The organism is Pseudomonas sp. W2Jun17 (assembly GCF_023127795.1).
In the GTDB taxonomy this organism is placed as follows: Bacteria; Pseudomonadota; Gammaproteobacteria; order Pseudomonadales; family Pseudomonadaceae; genus Aquipseudomonas; species Aquipseudomonas synxantha_A.
Genome location: NZ_SPKO01000036.1, coordinates 249203 through 267111, shown reverse-complemented (window position 1 = coordinate 267111; position 17909 = coordinate 249203). Strand labels below are relative to the sequence as shown.

General features: G+C 61.8%; 14 protein-coding genes. 2 read left to right on the top strand and 12 right to left on the bottom strand.

Annotated features, from left to right (window positions below):
- The first annotated feature begins 4 nt into the window (after nt 1–4).
- Together E4O98_RS23850 and E4O98_RS23845 are read left to right on the top strand one after the other, a co-directional pair.
- On the top strand, nt 5–1213 hold the full coding sequence (locus tag E4O98_RS23850; protein ID WP_005788824.1) for an amino acid deaminase: 1209 nt from the start codon (nt 5–7) through the stop codon (nt 1211–1213).
- Nucleotides 1214–1322: 109 nt separating this feature from the next.
- Nucleotides 1323–2228, top strand: a complete 906-nt coding sequence (locus E4O98_RS23845; protein WP_248136428.1) for a sugar kinase — start codon at nt 1323–1325, stop codon at nt 2226–2228.
- A gap of 109 nt (nt 2229–2337) precedes the next feature.
- On the opposite strand, the gene E4O98_RS23840 is transcribed toward E4O98_RS23845, so the two are convergent.
- The 12 genes from E4O98_RS23840 to E4O98_RS23785 all read right to left on the bottom strand — a co-directional run bounded on the left by E4O98_RS23840 (nt 2338) and on the right by E4O98_RS23785 (nt 17868).
- A complete protein-coding gene (locus E4O98_RS23840) occupies nt 2338–2613 on the bottom strand; it encodes a peptidylprolyl isomerase (protein WP_003174397.1) in 276 nt (91 codons plus the stop codon).
- A 43-nt stretch (nt 2614–2656) separates the two neighbouring features.
- A complete protein-coding gene (locus E4O98_RS23835; protein ID WP_148853689.1) occupies nt 2657–5194 on the bottom strand; it encodes a PAS domain-containing protein in 2538 nt (845 codons plus the stop codon).
- A 141-nt stretch (nt 5195–5335) separates the two neighbouring features.
- Nucleotides 5336–7291, bottom strand: coding sequence for an acetoacetate--CoA ligase (locus E4O98_RS23830; RefSeq protein WP_248136426.1), 1956 nt, complete (start codon nt 7289–7291; stop codon nt 5336–5338).
- A 162-nt stretch (nt 7292–7453) separates the two neighbouring features.
- A complete protein-coding gene (locus E4O98_RS23825) occupies nt 7454–8227 on the bottom strand; it encodes a 3-hydroxybutyrate dehydrogenase (RefSeq protein ID WP_248136424.1) in 774 nt (257 codons plus the stop codon).
- Nucleotides 8228–8234: 7 nt separating this feature from the next.
- Nucleotides 8235–9626 (bottom strand): GntP family permease, encoded by a 1392-nt coding sequence (locus E4O98_RS23820; RefSeq protein WP_005788811.1) that lies wholly within the window; start codon nt 9624–9626, stop codon nt 8235–8237.
- A 280-nt stretch (nt 9627–9906) separates the two neighbouring features.
- Nucleotides 9907–11310, bottom strand: a complete 1404-nt coding sequence (locus tag E4O98_RS23815; protein ID WP_248136422.1) for a sigma 54-interacting transcriptional regulator — start codon at nt 11308–11310, stop codon at nt 9907–9909.
- A 22-nt stretch (nt 11311–11332) separates the two neighbouring features.
- Nucleotides 11333–12904 (bottom strand): ABC transporter ATP-binding protein, encoded by a 1572-nt coding sequence (locus E4O98_RS23810; protein ID WP_248136421.1) that lies wholly within the window; start codon nt 12902–12904, stop codon nt 11333–11335.
- Between the two features lie 10 nt (nt 12905–12914).
- Nucleotides 12915–13937: an ABC transporter permease gene (locus E4O98_RS23805; RefSeq protein WP_248136420.1), complete on the bottom strand. Its 1023-nt coding sequence runs from the start codon at nt 13935–13937 to the stop codon at nt 12915–12917.
- On the bottom strand, nt 13937–14995 hold the full coding sequence (gene yejB / locus E4O98_RS23800; protein ID WP_248136418.1) for a microcin C ABC transporter permease YejB: 1059 nt from the start codon (nt 14993–14995) through the stop codon (nt 13937–13939). The genes E4O98_RS23805 and yejB overlap by 1 nt, the downstream gene beginning before the upstream one ends.
- Complete coding sequence (locus E4O98_RS23795) at nt 14995–16854, bottom strand: extracellular solute-binding protein (RefSeq protein WP_248136416.1); 1860 nt, start codon at nt 16852–16854, stop codon at nt 14995–14997. The genes yejB and E4O98_RS23795 overlap by 1 nt, the downstream gene beginning before the upstream one ends.
- Nucleotides 16855–16984: 130 nt before the next feature.
- Nucleotides 16985–17266 (bottom strand): peptidylprolyl isomerase, encoded by a 282-nt coding sequence (locus E4O98_RS23790; protein ID WP_005788801.1) that lies wholly within the window; start codon nt 17264–17266, stop codon nt 16985–16987.
- A gap of 107 nt (nt 17267–17373) precedes the next feature.
- Nucleotides 17374–17868, bottom strand: coding sequence for a DUF1543 domain-containing protein (locus E4O98_RS23785; protein WP_032876046.1), 495 nt, complete (start codon nt 17866–17868; stop codon nt 17374–17376).
- Nucleotides 17869–17909 lie beyond the last annotated feature (41 nt).

The window sequence follows — 17909 nt, the reverse complement described above, 5'->3', positions numbered from 1 at the left end:
TTCCATGTCTGCCCTCAATGCCGTTGAAAAAGGTGCCGCCGCCGTCGGTGCCCATTTGGTCCGCGATGTCAGCCTGCCGGCGCTGGTGCTGCACCGTGACGCCCTGGAGCACAATATTCGCTGGATGCAGGACTTTGTCAGCCACAGCGGCGCCGAGCTGGCGCCCCACGGCAAGACCAGCATGATGCCTGCGCTGTTCGAGCGCCAGATCACCGCCGGTGCCTGGGGGATCACCCTGGCCAACGCCGTACAAACCCGCGCCGCCTATGCCGGTGGCGTGCGTCGTGTGCTGATGGCCAACCAATTGGTGGGTGCGCCGAACATGGCGCTGATCGCCGACCTGCTGGCCGATCAGGATTTCGACTTCCATTGCATGGTTGATCACCCGGACAACGTCGCGGATCTGGGCCTGTTCTTCGCCGCGCGCGGCCTGCGTCTGAACGTGATGATCGAATACGGCGTGGTCGGCGGCCGGTGTGGCTGTCGCAGCGAGCAAGAAGTGCGTGAACTGGCCCGGGCAATCAAGGCCCAACCGGCATTGGCGTTGACCGGCATCGAAGGCTACGAAGGGGTGATCCACGGCGAGCACGCCATCAGCGGCATCCGTGACTTCGCTGCCAGTCTGGTGCGCCTGGCGGTGGACCTGCAAGACAGCGGCCTGTTCGACCTGCCCAAACCGATCATCACGGCGTCGGGCTCGGCCTGGTACGACCTGATCGCCGAGTCGTTCGAGGCGCAGAACGCTGCCGGTCGTTTCCTCAGTGTGTTGCGCCCAGGCAGCTACGTGGCCCACGACCATGGCATCTACAAAGACGCGCAATGCTGCGTGCTCGACCGACGCAGCGACCTCAACGAGGGCCTGCGCCCGGCGATGGAGGTCTGGGCGCACGTGCAGTCGCTGCCGGAGCCGGGGTTTGCGGTGGTTGCCCTGGGTAAGCGTGACGTGGCCTATGACGCCGGCTTGCCGGTGCCGCTCAAGCGCTACAAGGCCGGGATCGTCCCGGCGCACGGTGATGATGTGAGCGCGTGCAAGGTCACCGCGGTGATGGACCAACATGCGTTCATGACCGTAGCGCCGGGTGTTGAGTTGCGCATTGGCGACATCATTTCGTTTGGCACGTCCCACCCCTGCCTGACCTTCGACAAATGGCAGGTGGGTTGCCTGGTGGATGAGCAGTTGCAGGTGGTCGAGTCGCTGCGTACCTGTTTCTAGACCGCGTCGCACCTATCGGGGGCAAGCCCCCTCCCACATTTGGAATGCATTCCCCTGTGGGAGGGGGCTTGCCCCCGATGAGGCCATCAGCCCCACCGAGACAGCAGCCATGACCACCCAACCCCGCATCGCCCTTATCGGCGAATGCATGATCGAACTGCAACACCGCGCCGATGGCAGCCTGCACCAGAGCTTCGGCGGCGACACCCTGAACACGGCGGTGTACCTGCGCCGTGAGCTGGGCGAGTGCGCCAGTGTCGACTACGTCACCGCCTTGGGCGATGACAGTTTCAGCGACGCCATGTGCCAGCAGTGGCAAACCGAGGGCCTTGGCCTGGGCATGGTCCAGCGCCTGCCCGGGCGTCTGCCGGGTTTGTACTGCATCCAGACCGACGCCGGTGGCGAGCGCAAGTTTCTTTACTGGCGCAACGAAGCGGCCGTGCGTGACTGCTTTACCACGGCTGCGGCCGAGCCGATCCTGGCAGCGTTGCCGGACTATGACGTGGTGTATTTCAGCGGCATTACCCTGGCGGTGCTGGGCGAGGTTGGGCGCGAGCGCTTGCTGCACACCCTGGTCGAAACCCGCCGCCGAGGTGGCAAGGTGGTGTTCGATAACAATTACCGGCCACGGCTATGGGCCGATGTGCAAGCGGCCCGTGCGGCTTATCGCAAGGTGTTGGCCGAAGTGGATATAGCCTTGTTGACCGAGGATGACGAGCACGCGTTGTTTGGCTATGAGGACAGCGAGCAGGTGTTTGCGGCCTATCCATCGATTGCAGAAGTGGTGCTCAAGCGTGGCGCGGATGCGTGTTTGATTCGCTGTGCGGGAGAGCGTTTTGCGGTGCCGGCGTTGAAGGTGGAAAAGGTGGTGGACACTACGGCGGCGGGAGATTCGTTCAGTGCGGCGTATCTGGCCGGGCGGCTCAAAGGTGGCTCGCCGCAAGAGGCTGCATTGGCGGGGCATCGGCTGGCGAGTCGGGTGATTCAGCTGCCGGGAGCGCTGATACCGAGGTGAATGGCCGCCTGCGGCGGATCGCGGGCAAGCCCGGCTCCCACATTTTGCCGGGTGTACACCGTTAAATGTGGGAGCTGGCTTGCCTGCGATAGCGTCTGGAGCCAAGTGCTCAATCCCGGTAAAACACCTGCACCAGGTGATAGCCAAACTTGCTCTTGATCGGCCCGTGCACCACCTTCACCGGCTTCTTGAAGATCACCGCATCAATCGCGCCCACCATCTGCCCGGGCCGGACTTCGCCCAGATCGCCGCCACGCTTGCCCGACGGGCAGGTGGAGTACTTCTTGGCCAGCACGTCAAAGGCTTCACCCTTGGCAATGCGCTGCTTGAGTTGTTCGGCTTCTTCGCTGGTTTTCACCAGGATATGACGGGCTTGGGCTTTCATTGATCTCTACCAGGTGTGCGACGGCGCGCGATTATGCCTGAACTCAGGCCTCGCCGCCGATCATGCTGCGGATTTTGGTGGCCAGCAGGTCGATCGAAAAGGGCTTGGCGACCATGTCCATGCCGTCTTCCAAAAAGCCCTGGCGCTCAGCGGCTTTCTCGGCATAACCGGTCATGAACAACACCCGCAGGCCGGGGCGATGCTGGCGCGCGATTTCCGCCAGTTGCCGGCCGTTCATGCCCGGCAGGCCGACGTCGGTCACCAGCAAATCCACGCGCAAATCCGACTCCAGCAGCGGCAGCGCGGCACGGGCGTCGGCCGCCTGGTGCGCGGTATAGCCCAGTTCATCGAGGACGTTGACCACCAACATGCGCACCGCCGGGTCGTCCTCGACCACCACCACGGCTTCACCGGCCAGGGCCACCGGGGCTTCGGTGAGGCTGACGGGCAGGTCGCTTTCCAGTGCGGTGCCGTACAGGCGCGGCAGGTACAGGCGCACGCAGGTGCCCTGGCCCGGTTCGCTCTGGATCGTTACATGGCCGCCGGACTGCTGGGCAAAGCCGTAAATCATCGACAGCCCAAGGCCGGTGCCTTGGCCGATAGGCTTGGTGGTGAAGAACGGGTCGAATGCCTTGGCGAGGATTTTCGGCGCCATGCCGCTGCCGTTGTCGCTCACGCCGAGCATCACGTAGTCGCCGGCCTTGACCGGCTCCAGGGTGGTGATGTCGGTGCCGTCCAGGTAGCTGTTGGCGGTTTCGATCAGCAACTCGCCGCCGTCGGGCATGGCGTCGCGGGCGTTGATCACCAGGTTGAGCAGGGCGTTTTCCAATTGGCTGGCGTCGGTGTTCACCGGCCAGATGTCCTTGCCCAGTTGCACCTTGAGCGCGATATGCGCGCCCTTGGTGCGCTGGAACAGATCTTCCAGGGATGCCACCAGCTGGTTGGGATCGGTGGGGCGGCGGTCCAGCGACTGGCGCCGCGAAAACGCCAGCAGGCGGTGGGTGAGGGCGGCGGCGCGATGGGCCGAGGATACGGCGGCATCGGCAAAGCGGCCAATCTCATCGCTGCGCCCGGCGGCAATATAGCGCTGCATCAGGTCCAGGCTGCCGATGATGCCGGTGAGCATATTGTTGAAGTCATGGGCGATACCGCCGGTGAGCTGGCCCACCGCTTCCATCTTCTGCGCATGGCGCAGGGCGTCTTCGGCGCGTTCACGCTCGAACATCTCGTTCTGCAGGCGCTGGTTGGCCTCGGCCAGCGCCTGGGTACGCTGGGCCACACGCTCTTCGAGGTTCTCGTTGAGATGACGCAGGGCTTCCTCGGTGAGTTTGCGTTCGGTCTCGTCGATCACAAAAATGTAGAAGCCGTTCACCGAACCGTCATTGCTGAAGCGCGGCAGGTATTTCATCAACGCGTGGCGCGGGCGGCCGTCGCGATGGGGCGTGAGGGTCATGAAGCTGCACGCCTTGCCGTTCAGGGCCGCTTCGATCTTGTCTATTCGTCCGGCATACACCTCATCACCGAGCACTTCGCGGATGGTCTTGCCGTACAGCTCCTGGGGCGTCTTGCCGTACCAGTCGAGGTAGGCGCTGTTGTTCAGGCGAAAGCGCTGCTCATGGTCCACGTAGCCGATCAACACCGGCATGGCGTTGATGATCAGTTGCAGCTCGGTCTGGCTCTGGCGCAGCGCCTGTTCGGTGTGCTTGCGCTCGGTGAGGTCCAGCGCGGCGCCGAGGAAGCGTGCGGGTCGGCCTTGTTGGTCCTTGTAGCAGCGGCCACGGGCAAACACCCAGCGCACCTGGCCGTCGGCTTGCAGCAGGCGGTACTCCTCGGCGTATTCAGTGCCGAAGGTGATGCAATGCTTGATGCTGCGCGTGACCATGCCACGGTCTTCGGGATGCACGCCGAGCAGATAGGCGCTGATGGGCAGCAGGCCGGCGTCACTCGGGTCGACACCGTGCAGGTAGGCGAAATGTGCATCGGCGATAAAGTGATCTTCACCGATGTCCCAGTCCCAGGTGCCCACGGCATCGGTCGCCGCCAGTGCCAGTTGCAGGCGCTGCTCGGTGTTGTGCTGGGCCTTGAGGCTCGCTTCGGAACGCTGCTGCAGTTCCAGGGTTTTGCTGCGCCGTTCATTGGTTTCGATGGCGGTGACCAGGATGCCTGCCACCTGGCCACTTTCGTCGCGCACCGGGCTGTAGGTCAGGTCGAGCCAGATTTCGGTGTCGCGACATTCGCGTTGCAAGACAAAACGCTGCTCGCTGAAGGTGCGCACCTGGCCGCCGAGCACCGCGTCGTACACCGGCGCGGCGAAGCTTTGCAGCTCCGGCCAGGTCTGGTGCGCAGGTTGGCCCAGGGCGCCGGGGTGCTTGTTGCCCACCAGTTGGGCGAAGCCATCGTTATAAAGTTGTATGAGTTGCGGGCCCCACAGCAGCACCATCGGCATCGGCGAATGCACGACGATATCGACGGCGGTGCGCAGGCTCTGCGGCCAATCAGTGGCCTCACCGAGGGGGCTTTGCGCCCAGTCCAGCCGCTTGATCAATGCAGCGGCTTCGCTACCGGTGGATGTTCCATTCATGAAAAAAAGCCCTGAACACGACGCTTTGAAAAATGACCACATCCATTGTCCCAAGGATCATCAATGGATGACTACCCCGGAAAAATAGCACGCATTGACGGCTTTTCTTCAAAACAGCGGTTCAGCGCTGAAACCTTTCATCTAAAAATCCAGTTCAGGGCGTCGGCGAAACTGCTCCAGTGCTTCGGGATTGGCGAGGGCATCGGTGTTCTTTACCGGCTCCCCATGTACCACGTTGCGCACCGCCAACTCCACGATCTTGCCGCTGATGGTGCGAGGGATATCCGTGACAGCGAGGATCTTGGCCGGTACGTGGCGCGGCGTGGTGTTGGCACGGATCACCTGGCGGATCTGCTGTTGCAGCGCTTCATCCAGCTCGACGCCGTCATCGAGGCGCACAAACAGCACCACACGCACATCGTCCTGCCAGCGTTGGCCGATGGCGAGACTTTCCAGCACCTGTGGGACTTTTTCCACTTGGCGGTATATCTCGGCGGTGCCGATGCGTACGCCGCCAGGGTTGAGCACCGCGTCTGAGCGCCCATGAATCAGCAGGCTGCCATTGGCCCGCTGCTCGGCATAGTCACCCTGGGCCCATACGCCGGGGAACTGGCTGAAATAGGAGGCGCGCAGCTTGTGCTGGTGCGGGTCGTTCCACAGCCCAATGGGCATGGCCGGAAAGTGCCGGGTGCAGACCAGTTCGCCTTTTTCCCCGATCAGCGGCCGGCCCTGGTCGTCCCACACCTCGATGGCCATGGCCAGGCTCTTGCATTGCATCTCACCGCGCCGCACCGGCAGCACCGGGTTGCCGATCACGAAGCAGGAGACGATATCGGTGCCACCGGACATCGACGACAGGCACAGCTCGTTCTTGATCTCGCGGTACACATAGTCGTAGCTCTGGGGTGACAGCGGCGAGCCGGTGGAAATCAGGCCTTTGAGGCTGCTCAGGTCGTGGCTCAGGCGTGGCCGCAACCCGGCTTTCTCCAGGGTAGCGAGGAATTTCGGGCTGGTGCCGAATACACTGATTTTTTCCGCATCGATCAAGTCGATCAAACGCTCGGGGCCGGGGTGGAACGGTGAGCCGTCATACAGCACCGCCGTGGCGCCCATCGCCAGCACCGACACCAGCCAGTTCCACATCATCCAGCCGCAGGTGGTGTAGTAGAACAGGCAGTCCTCGCGGCTCAGGTCGGCGTGCAGGCCGTGTTCCTTGAGGTGGGTGAGCAGCACGCCGCCGGTGCCATGGATAATGCATTTGGGGATGCCGGTGGTGCCGCTGGAATAGAGGATATACAGCGGATGTTCGAACGGCACTGCGACAAATTCGGGCACGCCGCCGGCCTGATAGAAGTCGTCCCACAGCGTGACACGGGCTTGGCTCAGATAATCGTCGACCTGTGCCTGAGGCCGGGCGTACGGCACGATGATCAGCTGTTGTAGGGAGGGCAGGCGCGCGAGGATTTCATTGAGCTTGGCGCTCTGGTCGATGTTTTTGCCTGCATAGCGGTAGCCGGCGCAGGTAATTAGCACTTTGGGTTCGATCTGGCCGAATCGATCGATGACGCCCTGGGTGCCGAAATCCGGCGAAGAGCATGACCAGATCGCGCCGAGGCTGGTGGTGGCAAGCATACCCACCAGGGTTTGCCAGGTGTTGGGCATGCACGCGGCCACCCGGTCACCCATGCCAACCCCGGCCGCCCGCAAGCTTTTTTGCAGGCCGGCAACGTGTTCCGCCAGTTGCGCATAGCTCAGTTGTTCACGTTGGCCGTCTTCGCTGACAGCCACCACCGCAGGATGATTGTCGCGGCGGCGCAACAGGTGTTCGGCAAAGTTCAGGGTGGCGCCGGGAAACCATTGGGCGCTGGGCATCTCGATGTCTTCGATCAGTGTGACGCTGGGCGGGCTGCGAAACTGCACGTCGAAGAACGCCACAATCGCCTGCCAGAAGTCCGGGCGCTGGTCGATGCTCCATTGGTGCAGGGCAGGGTAGTCGTGGAGGTGCAGGTCGTGGCGTTGGTTGATGAAGCGACGGAACTGGTCCATCCGTGTGTTGGCGATGCGTTCGGGCGAGGGTTGCCAGAGGATGTCGGACATAGCGAAATCTCTTGTTCTAGTATCGGTCTTCCAAACAATAGCGTTCCAATGTGGGAGGGGGCTTGCTCCCGATAGCGGTGGTTCAGTTACAAATGTCTACCCTGACACACTGCTATCGGGAGCAAGCCCCCTCCCACATTTTGATCTCCGGTGTCTGGGGGGTTATTGGGCCAGCCAGCCACCGTCGATATTCCACGCCGCACCGCGCACCTGGGCGCCAGCCTCGCTGCACAAAAACAGCACCAGCTCACCCAGCTGCGACGGCGTCACAAACTCCAGGGACGGCTGCTTTTCAGCCAGCAAATCCTGCTGCGCCTGTTGCGGGTCGATCCCACTGGCCACGCGATCATCAATCTGCTTCTGCACCAGCGGCGTCAGCACCCAGCCCGGGCAGATCGCATTGCAGGTCACATTGCTGGTGGCGGTTTCCAGGCCCACCACCTTGGTCAGGCCGATCACGCCATGCTTGGCCGCCACGTAGGCAGCCTTGCCCACTGAGCCGACCTGGCCGTGCACCGAGGCGATATTGACGATACGCCCCCAGCCCTTGGCCTTCATGCCCGGCAGGCTCAAACGTGTACTGTGGAACACCGAGGACAGGTTGATCGCGATAATCGAATCCCAGCGCTCCACCGGGAAGTCTTCCACCGCCGCCACATGCTGGATGCCGGCATTGTTGACCAGAATATCCACGCCACCGAACTCGCGCTCGGCGTAGGCGAGCATGTCGGCGATCTGCGCCGGGTCGCTGACATCCGCCGGGTGATGCCCGACCTTGCCATCAAACGCCTGCACCTGGGCGATCACCGCGCTGGCGTCGCCAAAGCCGTTGAGAATCAGGTTGGCGCCGGCCTTGGCCAGGCTCAATGCTATCCCTAAGCCGATGCCGCTGGTGGAGCCGGTGACCAAGGCGGTCTTGCCATTCAAAGTCGTCATGAAAACCTCACACAATGCCGGTGGCATAGAAAGTACCGATCACCACGAACACCGCGAGGGTCTTGATAATCGTGATGCCGAAAATGTCCTTGTAGGCTTCGCGGTGGGTCAAGCCGGTGACCGCCAGCAGCGTGATCACCGCGCCGTTGTGGGGCAGGGTGTCCATGCCGCCGCTGGCCATGGCCGCGACCCGGTGCAGCACTTCAAGAGGGATATTGGCCGCATGGGCGGCTGAAATAAAGCTCTCGGACATCGCCGCCAGGGCAATGCTCATGCCGCCGGAAGCCGAGCCGGTGATGCCCGCCAGCAGGGTCACGGTAATTGCTTCGTTGACCAGTGGGTTGGGGATGCCCTTGAGCCAGTCCGCCAGTACCAGAAAGCCTGGCAGCGAGGCGATTACTGCACCGAAGCCGTATTCCGAGGCGGTGTTCATTGCCGCCAGCAGCGCGCCGCTGACCGCACTTTTACTGCCTTCGGCCAGCTTGCTTTTGATCGCGGAGAAGCCGAACACCAGTACCACGATAATCCCCACCAGCAACGCCGCCTGCACCGCCCAGATCGCGGTGAGCTTGGCGATTTCGGTGGTCACCGGTGCGCTCATGCCTGGCAGGCTGAGGCTGTGGGTCTTGCCGTACCACTGCGGGATCCAGTGGGTAAACAGCAGGTTCATTACCCCGACCAGAATCAACGGCGACAGCGCGATCCAGGGATTGGGCAGGCTGAGGTTCTCGGCGGTTTCCGGCTCGTTACGCAACTCGGTGCCATAACCTTCCCCGGCCCGCTGGGCCTTGTTGCGCTGGCGGGCCAGGTAGAGCATACCGGTGCAAAACACGAAGATCGTGCCGATCAGCCCCAGCCACGGCGCCGCCCAGGCAGTGGTGTTGAAGAAGGTACTGGGGATGATGTTCTGGATCTGCGGCGTGCCGGGCAGGGCGTCCATGGTGAACGAGAACGCGCCGAGGGCGATGGTTGCCGGGATCAGGCGCTTGGGGATATTGCTCTGGCGAAACATCTCCGCCGCGAACGGGTACACGGCAAACACCACCACGAACAGCGACACGCCGCCGTAAGTGAGCAGGGCGCAGACCAGCACGATCACCAGCATTGCCTGGCGCGTGCCCAGCAAGCGGATCGCAGCCGCCACGATCGAGCGCGAGAAACCCGACAACTCAATGAGCTTGCCGAACACCGCACCGAGCAGAAACACCGGGAAATACAGCTTGATAAAACCGACCATCTTTTCCATGAACACCCCGGTAAAGGCAGGGGCGACGGCGGAGGGGTCGGTGAGCAGCACTGCGCCGAGGGCGGCAATGGGGGCGAACAGGATAACGCTATAGCCACGGTACGCAGCCAGCATCAGCAGCGCGAGCGCGGCCAGGGCAATGATCACACTCATGGTGTGTCTCCATCGGATTGTTATTGTTGTGGGGTGAAGCGGTGGGAGGGCTATAGCTAGATGTGTGCCATGTTATTAACTATTTGAAAAACAACAATATTTTCAGAATTTTCAACAGCGCTTTGAAATTTTATCTCTATTTTGAGACAAGCAAATACCTAATGTGGGAGGGGGCTTGCTCCCGATAGCAGTGGGTCAGGTACAGATGCTCAGCCTGAAACACTGCTATCGGGAGCAAGCCCCTCTCACAATGGATTGTCTTTGTATTGAGAATTTGGTCTCAATATGGAGACTGAGTTAGTCCCAGCGCCACCATTTTCTTGTACAGCGTCGACCGTCCAAGCCCCAACTGCCTGGCGGCCTCTACCACATTCCCGGTACACGCCTGCAACGCCGCACCAATCACCTGCCGATCAAACCGCTCCCGCGCCGCCGCAAAGGTTTCACCCTCGATCGCGTCCACCGGGCCACGGACTACTGGGCTGAACGTACCAATCGCTGCACGAACCTGCGCGGCATTCAACATCAGGTCATCACTAAGCAACGCCGCCCGCTCCAGCACATTGCGCAGTTCACGGATATTGCCCGGCCATGCATGTTGTGCGAGCAACGCCAGCGCCCCATGGTCCAGTTCGTGCTGGCTGCGCAGCTCTTCGAGGATCGCCTCGCTCAGCGCCGGAATATCCTCCAGCCGTTCACGCAACGGCGGTACCTGGATCGGCAGTACGTTGAGGCGGTAATACAAATCCGCACGAAACTCGCCACGTTTGATCGCTGCCTCCAGATCCATGGATGTCGCGGCAATCACCCGCACATCGCTGTGCAGCATCTCGTTGGAGCCCACCGGTTCGAATTCCTTTTCCTGCAACACCCGCAGCAATTTGCTTTGCAGCGGCAGCGGCATGTCGCCAATTTCATCGAGAAACAGCGTGCCGCCCTGGGCGATCTGGAACTTGCCGGGGCGACCCTTGCGGTCGGCGCCGGTAAACGCGCCGGGGGCGGTGCCGAAGAACTCCGCTTCGAGTAGGTCATGGGGAATCGCGGCGCTGTTGATGCTCACGAAGGCTTTGTGCGCCCGCGGTGACGCACCGTGGATAGCCTGGGCCAGCAGTTCCTTGCCGGTGCCGGTTTCCCCCAGCAGCAACACCGGCGACTCGGCACTCGCACTGCGCCGCGCCCGGCGCTTGACCTCCAGGCTGGCAGCGCTGGTGCCGATAAAATGCGCGAAGTTGTATTTGCTTTGCCGCGAGCGCAGCAGCGAGCGCGTCGAGGCCAGCTCTTGCTGCATGCTCAGGTAACGCTCGATCAGCGGTGACAGGTTGCGCAACTCATCGAACAGTGCGAACCCAATCGCGCCGATCACCGCTCCGGCATCATCGTGGATCGGCAGGCGCATCACCACCAGCGGGCCCTTGGGGGTGTCCTGGATATCCAGCAGGATCGGCCGGTCGTTGTGCACCACCTGGCGCAACAGGCTATTGGAAATCACCTGCTCACAGGGCTGGCCGATGGCCTCATCGGCGCTGTGCAGGCCGAAACGCCTAGCGTAGCGCTCGTTCATCCACACGATGTTCGCGTCGCGGTCGACGATGACCGTGCCTTCGCTGGACTGCTCGATGATCTCGAACAACGACTGAATGGCCAGGCCGCGAACGAGTTGATAATCCTTGAGGCTGGTACTCATGGAGGCAGAATCCTGTTGAACATCACAAAGGGATGTGCGCTGCAGCCAGCAGTTCTTTGGTATAGGGGTGCTGGGGCGAATCAAACACATCATGACTGGCACCGCGCTCCACTACCTTGCCATCCTTGACCACGATCATGTCATGGGCCATGGCGCGCACCACGGCCAGGTCATGGCTGATAAACAGGTAAGTCAGGCCATATTTGTCCTGCAGTTCACGCAGCAACGCCACCACTTGTTTCTGCACCGTACGGTCCAGGGCCGAAGTGGGTTCGTCGAGCAGCATCAGCGCCGGTTTGAGCACCAGGGCGCGGGCGATGGCGATGCGTTGGCGCTGGCCACCGGAAAACTCATGGGGGTAGCGATGCCGGCTGGCGGGGTCGAGGCCCACGTCCTTGAGCACCTGGATCACCTGGGCATCTCGCTCGGCCAGGCTGCATGGCGCATGCACTTCCAGGCCTTCGCTGATGATCTGCTCGACCGACATGCGCGGGCTGAGGCTGCCATAGGGGTCCTGGAACACCACCTGCATCTGCTTGCGCCACGGGCGCATCTGCTGATGGTTGAGCGGGTCGAGGGCCTCGCCCTGGAAGCGGATGCTGCCGGTGGAGTCAAGCAAACGCAGGATCGCCTGGCCCAACGTCGATTTGCCTGAGCCGGACTCACCGACAATCCCCAGGGTCTTGCCGCGCTGCACGCTGAGGCTGATGCCGTCGACCGCACGCAGGTAGGTCTTGCGCCGAAACAACCCGCCGCCCAAGGGGAAATCGACGTTGAGGTTGTCTACTTGCAACACCGTCTCGCGCGCATCGCTGCACAGCGCATCGCCCGTGGGCTCGGCGTCCAGCAGCAGGCGGCTGTAAGGGTGCTGTGGGGCCGTGAACAAGGTCTGGCAGTCAGCCTGCTCGACAATTTCCCCGGCGCGCATCACGCAGACCCGCTGGGCGATACTGCGCACCAGGTTAAGGTCATGGCTGATCAGCAGCAGCGACATGCCCAGGCGTTGCTGCAAAGACTTGAGCAGCAGCAGGATCTTGCGCTGCACGGTCACGTCCAGCGCGGTGGTGGGCTCGTCGGCAATCAGCAACTCCGGCTCGCAGGCCAGGGCCATGGCGATCATCACCCGCTGGCGCTGGCCGCCGGACAACTGATGCGGGTAGGCCTTGAGCCGTTCCTGGGGTTTCTGGATACCCACCAGCTCCAGCAGTTCGAGAATCCGCGCCCGCGCCTGCTTGCCGCCCAGGCCCTTGTGCAGCAGCAGGGTTTCGCCGATTTGCTTTTCGATGCTGTGCAACGGGTTCAGGGACGTCATCGGCTCCTGGAAGATCATCGCAATTCGGTTACCGCGCAGTTTTTGCAGGGTAGACGGCGCTGCACTGATCAACTCCTGGCCACGATACTTGATCGAGCCCGTGGTTTCGGTACCGGCTTGCGGCAGCAGTTGCAGGATTGAATGGGCGGTCACTGACTTGCCCGAGCCCGACTCACCCACCAGCGCCAGGCACTCGCCGGGGCGCACATCCAGGCTCAGATTGCGTACCACGGTCTGGCCGCTGAACGCGACGCACAGGTCGCGGATTTCGATCAGGTTCATAGGCAATTACTCATGAGCGAGGGTCGAAGGCGTCACGCAACGCCTCGCCGATAAACACCAGCAACGACAGGATCAGCGCCAAGGTGAAAAACGCGGTCAGGCCCAGCCAGGGGGCTTGCAGGTTCTGCTTGCCCTGGGCGATCAGCTCACCCAGGGACGCGCTGCCAGCCGGCATACCGAAGCCGAGGAAATCCAGGGCGCTCAAGGTGGATATCGCCCCGGTCAAGATAAACGGCAGATAGCTCAGCGTCGCGGTCATGGCATTGGGCAGGATATGCCGGCGAATGATCTTGGCGTCGCCCAGGCCCAGGGCGCGCGCGGCCTTGACGTACTCCAGGTTGCGCCCGCGCAGGAACTCGGCGCGCACCACATCCACCAGCGCCAGCCAGGAAAACAGCGCCATGATCCCCAGCAACCACCAGAAATTCGGCTCGACGAACCCCGACAGGATAATCAGCAAGTACAGCACCGGCAGGCCGGACCACACCTCCAGAATGCGCTGCCCGAGCAAATCCACCCAGCCGCCGTAGTAACCCTGCAACGTCCCGGCGGCAATGCCGATGGCGGCGCTGATGGCGGTCAAGGCCAGGGCAAACAGGATCGACACCCTTGCGCCGAAGATCACCCGCGCCAGTACATCGCGGGACTGGTCATCGGTGCCCAGCCAGTTCACCGCCGACGGTGGGCTCGGGGCAGGGCGGGTCAGCTCATAATTGGGGGTGTCGTCGCTGAAGGGAATCGGCGGGAACAGCATCCAGCCGCCGTCCTGCTTGATCAGCTTTTGCACATAGTCACTGCGGTAATCCGCCTGGAACGGCAGCTGCCCGCCGAACTGCTGTTCGGTGTAGCGCTTGAACACCGGAAAATACAGTTCGTTCTTGAAGCTGAGCACCAAGGGTTTGTCATTGGCGATCAGCTCGCCGCCCAGCGTCAGGATAAACAGGCCGATAAACAACCACAGCGACCACCAGCCACGCCGGTTTTTCTTGAAGCGTTCGAAACGCCGACGCGCAACGGGAGACAGGTCAAGCATCAGGCGTTCCTCGCAGCAAAGTCGATACGCGGGTCCACCAGGGTGTAGCAGAGGTCACCGATGAGTTTTATCAAAAGGCCGAACAGGGTGAAGATAAACAGCGAGCCGAATACCACCGGGTAGTCACGGGACACTGCCGCCTCGTAGCTCATGCGGCCCAGGCCGTCGAGGGAGAAGATCACTTCGATCAGCAGTGAGCCGGCAAAAAATACGCTGATAAACGCTTGGGGAATCCCCGAGATCACCAGCAGCATGGCATTGCGAAACACATGGCCATACAGCACCCGGCGTTCGCTCAGGCCCTTGGCACGGGCGGTCACCACGTACTGGCGGGTAATCTCATTGAGGAACGAGTTCTTGGTGAGGATGGTCAAGGTGGCAAACCCGCCGATCACCAGCGCCGTCACCGGCAAAACCAGGTGCCAGAAATAGTCGGCAACCTTGCCCACGGTGCTCAGTTCGGCAAAGTTTTCCGACACCAGCCCGCGCACCGGGAACCAGTTCAGCGACGTACCGCCGGCGAATACCACAATCAGAAACATCGCAAACAGGAACGCCGGCATCGCGTAACCGATCACGATGGCCGTGCTGCTCCACATGTCAAAGCTGCTGCCATGGCGCACGGCCTTGCGTATCCCCAAGGGTATCGACACCAGGTAGGTGATCAGCGTCGCCCACAGGCCAAGGGAAATGGTAACTGGCATCTTTTCCAGGATCAGGTCGGTTACCGTCGCGCCGCGAAAGAAACTGTTGCCGAAGTCCAGCTGGGCGTAGTTCTTGAGCATCAGCCACAGGCGTTCCGGTGCGGACTTATCGAAGCCGTATTGTTTTTCGATGTCCCTGATCAGCTTCGGGTCCAGGCCACGACTGGCCCGGGAGCCGCTGATACCTTCGCCGGATGCGCCCGCTACACCGCCGCCGCCAATGCCTTGCAGATGGGCAATGGCCTGTTCCACCGGCCCGCCGGGCGCGGCCTGCACGATCACGAAGTTCACCAGCAGGATGATCACCAGCGTCGGGATGATCAGCAGCAGGCGCCGTACGATATAGGCAAACATCAACGGGCTCCTCCGCGTTTTTTCAGCTCGGCCTGCATTTGCTCGTTAGTCAGTGGCGTGGGGCTGACTTCCCACCAGGTTTCCAGGGCTTCGTCATTCTTCGCCTCGATCGCCGGGCGGCCGAAACGGTTCCACCACGCGGCGGAGGTGCCCGGGGGGTAATAGTTGGGGATCCACAGGTAATTCCATTGCAGCACACGGTCCAGGGCGTGGGCGTAGGTGAGCATCTGCGCCTGGGTGTCGGCCTTCACCAAACCGTTGATCAGCGTATCGACGGCCGGATCCTTGAGTGCGATGTAGTTGTTGGCGCCCGGATCGAACGCAGCGGCGGAGCCGAAGTAGTTGTACAGCTCCATGCCGGGCGAGGTGGTGACCGGAAAACCGGTGACGATCATGTCGTAGTCACGGGCCATCAGGCGGTTCACGTACTGCGACGAGTCGATGCGGCGGATATTGAGGGTGATGCCGATCTGCGCCAGGTTGCGCTTGTAGGGCAGCAACAGGCGCTCAAGCCCGTTCTGGACGTTGAGGAAGGTGAACTCCAGCGGCTCGCCCTGGGCGTTGACGAGTTTGTCACCCACCGGTTTCCAGCCAGCGTCCTCAAGCAGTGCCAGGGCTTGCAGTTGTTTATCGCGGATCATGCCGCTGCCGTCGGTGACCGGGGCCTTGAATACCTGGGTAAACACTTCATCCGGGATTTGCCCGCGCAACGGTTCCAGGATCGCCAGTTCTTCCTGGGTCGGCAATTGGCTGGCCGCCAGCGGGCTGTTGGAAAAGTAGCTTTGCTGGCGGATGTACAGGTTGCGCATCATTTGCCGGTTGGCCCATTCGAAATCCCACAGCATCGCCAAGGCCTGGCGCACGCGGCGATCTTTGAAAATCGGCTTCTGCACGTTGAACACATAGCCTTGGGCCGGTTGCGGCATCTCTTTGGCCAGGTGTGCGCGCTGCAGGCGACCATCGTCCAGCGCCGGGCCGTTGTAGCCGATGGAATAGCCGGTGGCGGAGAATTCACGGTTGAAGTCGTAGGCGCCGCCGCGCAGCACCTGGCGCGCCACTTCGGTGTCGCCGAAGTATTCCAGGCTCAGGTGATCGAAGTTGTACAGGCCACGGCTGACCGGCAAATCCTTGCCCCACCAATCCGGATCGCGGGTAAAGGTGATGGTGCTGCCGGAGTCGATCTTGCTGACCTTGTACGGGCCGCTGCCCAGCGGGGCTTCGTAGCCGCCGCCATTGGCAAAGTCGCGGGTCTTCCACCAATGCTCCGGGAACACCGGCAAGGTGGCGATATCCAGGGGCAGGGTGCGGTTGTCGTTGCTGGAGAAGTCGAAGCGTACCTGACGCTCGCCTTCGACTTCGACGTGCTTGACGTCGGCAAACAACGTGCGAAAGCGCAGGCTGCCTTGGGTCATCAGCAGATCGAAGCTGTAGCGCACGTCTTCGGCTGTAATCGGGGTACCGTCGGCGAAACGCGCCTTGGGATTGAGGTAGAAACGTAGCGACAGGCCGTCGTCGGCGCGCTCCATTTTTTCTGCCACCAGGCCATAAACGGTGTAGGGCTCATCCTGCGAGCGCAGCGCCAGGGGCGCATACACCCAGCCGTCGACCTGAGACACGCCAATACCTTTGTCGATATACGGCAGCACATGATCAAACCGCCCGACCTCCAGCGCCGAGCGCCGCAGGCTGCCGCCCTTGGGCGCGTTGGGGTTGGCATAGTCGAAGTGGCTGAAACCGGCGGGGTACTTGGCGGGCTCGCCGTAAACCGTCAGGTAGGTTTGCGGGGCCGCGATCGCCGCAGTGCTGGCCATCAGCAGGGCCAGGGTGGAGCAGAGCAGAGATGAAAAAGCCAATCGCATTATCAGCCTTGAACGCCGGGTTAAGAAGAATAGGGATTTGTACGCTAACGGCCTGGGCATCGCCAGTCATCACATGCACAACGGCCCGCCAAAGGGCGGGCCGTTGTTTATCGCATCTGCGCCGATTGAATCAATCCTGGCGGCTGGTGACTTCCAGCAGGTGATAACCGAACTGGGTTTTAACCGGGCCCTGCACGGTATTGACCGGGGCGCTGAATACGACAGTGTCGAATTCCTTGACCATTTGGCCTGGGCCGAACGAACCCAGGTCACCGCCCTGGCGGCTGGATGGGCAGGACGAATTGGCTTTGGCGATTTCTGCGAAATCAGCGCCGCCTTCGATTTGGGCCTTGAGTTCGTTGCACTTGTCTTCAGTGGAAACGAGGATGTGACGGGCGGTGGCTTTGGCCATGGGGAATAACTCCTAGAGTAAAAAAACGGTGAGCGTACCGGATTCAGGCGGTTATTTCCTGGCAAAGTTCCGCTGTTGTTCAGTCCTGCCTTTTTCAGCGTGGCGGTTCAAGGCAACACGATGTAGTCGTTGCGCTGCACGATCGGTTGGTGCGGCCCCTGCACCAGGTGGATGTAACGGCCGTCCACCAAGTCGATCGGCAGGCAGTCGTCAATATCCAGCACGCCGTCGGTGTGGGCCTGGGACCAGTGGCGCAGCATCTGCTGCTTGCCCTGGCTCATGGCCTGCTGTTTGTTACGAGCGACTACCAGCAGGTAGTGATGGGCCTCGCCGAAGCTATGGGCTTCATAGCCACCGAGGTTGATGAAGTACAGGCGGGGCGCGTCGCCATGAGGCGCCAGATGGCTCAGTTCGACTTTCCAGCCGTCGACGCCGTCGACCGCCATCCATGAGTCGATGTGCACACCCTTGGGGCTGCCAAACCAGGCGTCGCGCAATTGCGGGTAGCTGGCCTGCAACGTATCCGCCACGGCGAACACTACATCGTGTACTTCGATTTTTGCCCGTGGATGCTTGCCCCCGAGCATGACGACAAACAGCATTACCGGTGATTCCTGGCGACTGGCGAAAGGGCAACCATACT

Excerpts from the sequence above, each read along its gene's own strand:
- E4O98_RS23850 (WP_005788824.1), top strand. The coding sequence starts at position 5 with ATGTCTGCCCTCAATGCCGTTGAAAAAGGTGCCGCCGCCGTCGGTGCC.
- E4O98_RS23845 (WP_248136428.1), top strand. The coding sequence starts at position 1,323 with ATGACCACCCAACCCCGCATCGCCCTTATCGGCGAATGCATGATCGAA.
- E4O98_RS23840 (WP_003174397.1), bottom strand. The coding sequence starts at position 2,613 with ATGAAAGCCCAAGCCCGTCATATCCTGGTGAAAACCAGCGAAGAAGCC.
- E4O98_RS23835 (WP_148853689.1), bottom strand. The coding sequence starts at position 5,194 with ATGAATGGAACATCCACCGGTAGCGAAGCCGCTGCATTGATCAAGCGG.
- E4O98_RS23830 (WP_248136426.1), bottom strand. The coding sequence starts at position 7,291 with ATGTCCGACATCCTCTGGCAACCCTCGCCCGAACGCATCGCCAACACA.
- E4O98_RS23825 (WP_248136424.1), bottom strand. The coding sequence starts at position 8,227 with ATGACGACTTTGAATGGCAAGACCGCCTTGGTCACCGGCTCCACCAGC.
- E4O98_RS23820 (WP_005788811.1), bottom strand. The coding sequence starts at position 9,626 with ATGAGTGTGATCATTGCCCTGGCCGCGCTCGCGCTGCTGATGCTGGCT.
- E4O98_RS23815 (WP_248136422.1), bottom strand. The coding sequence starts at position 11,310 with ATGAGTACCAGCCTCAAGGATTATCAACTCGTTCGCGGCCTGGCCATT.
- E4O98_RS23810 (WP_248136421.1), bottom strand. The coding sequence starts at position 12,904 with ATGAACCTGATCGAAATCCGCGACCTGTGCGTCGCGTTCAGCGGCCAG.
- E4O98_RS23805 (WP_248136420.1), bottom strand. The coding sequence starts at position 13,937 with ATGCTTGACCTGTCTCCCGTTGCGCGTCGGCGTTTCGAACGCTTCAAG.
- yejB (WP_248136418.1), bottom strand. The coding sequence starts at position 14,995 with ATGTTTGCCTATATCGTACGGCGCCTGCTGCTGATCATCCCGACGCTG.
- E4O98_RS23795 (WP_248136416.1), bottom strand. The coding sequence starts at position 16,854 with ATGCGATTGGCTTTTTCATCTCTGCTCTGCTCCACCCTGGCCCTGCTG.
- E4O98_RS23790 (WP_005788801.1), bottom strand. The coding sequence starts at position 17,266 with ATGGCCAAAGCCACCGCCCGTCACATCCTCGTTTCCACTGAAGACAAG.
- E4O98_RS23785 (WP_032876046.1), bottom strand. The coding sequence starts at position 17,868 with ATGCTGTTTGTCGTCATGCTCGGGGGCAAGCATCCACGGGCAAAAATC.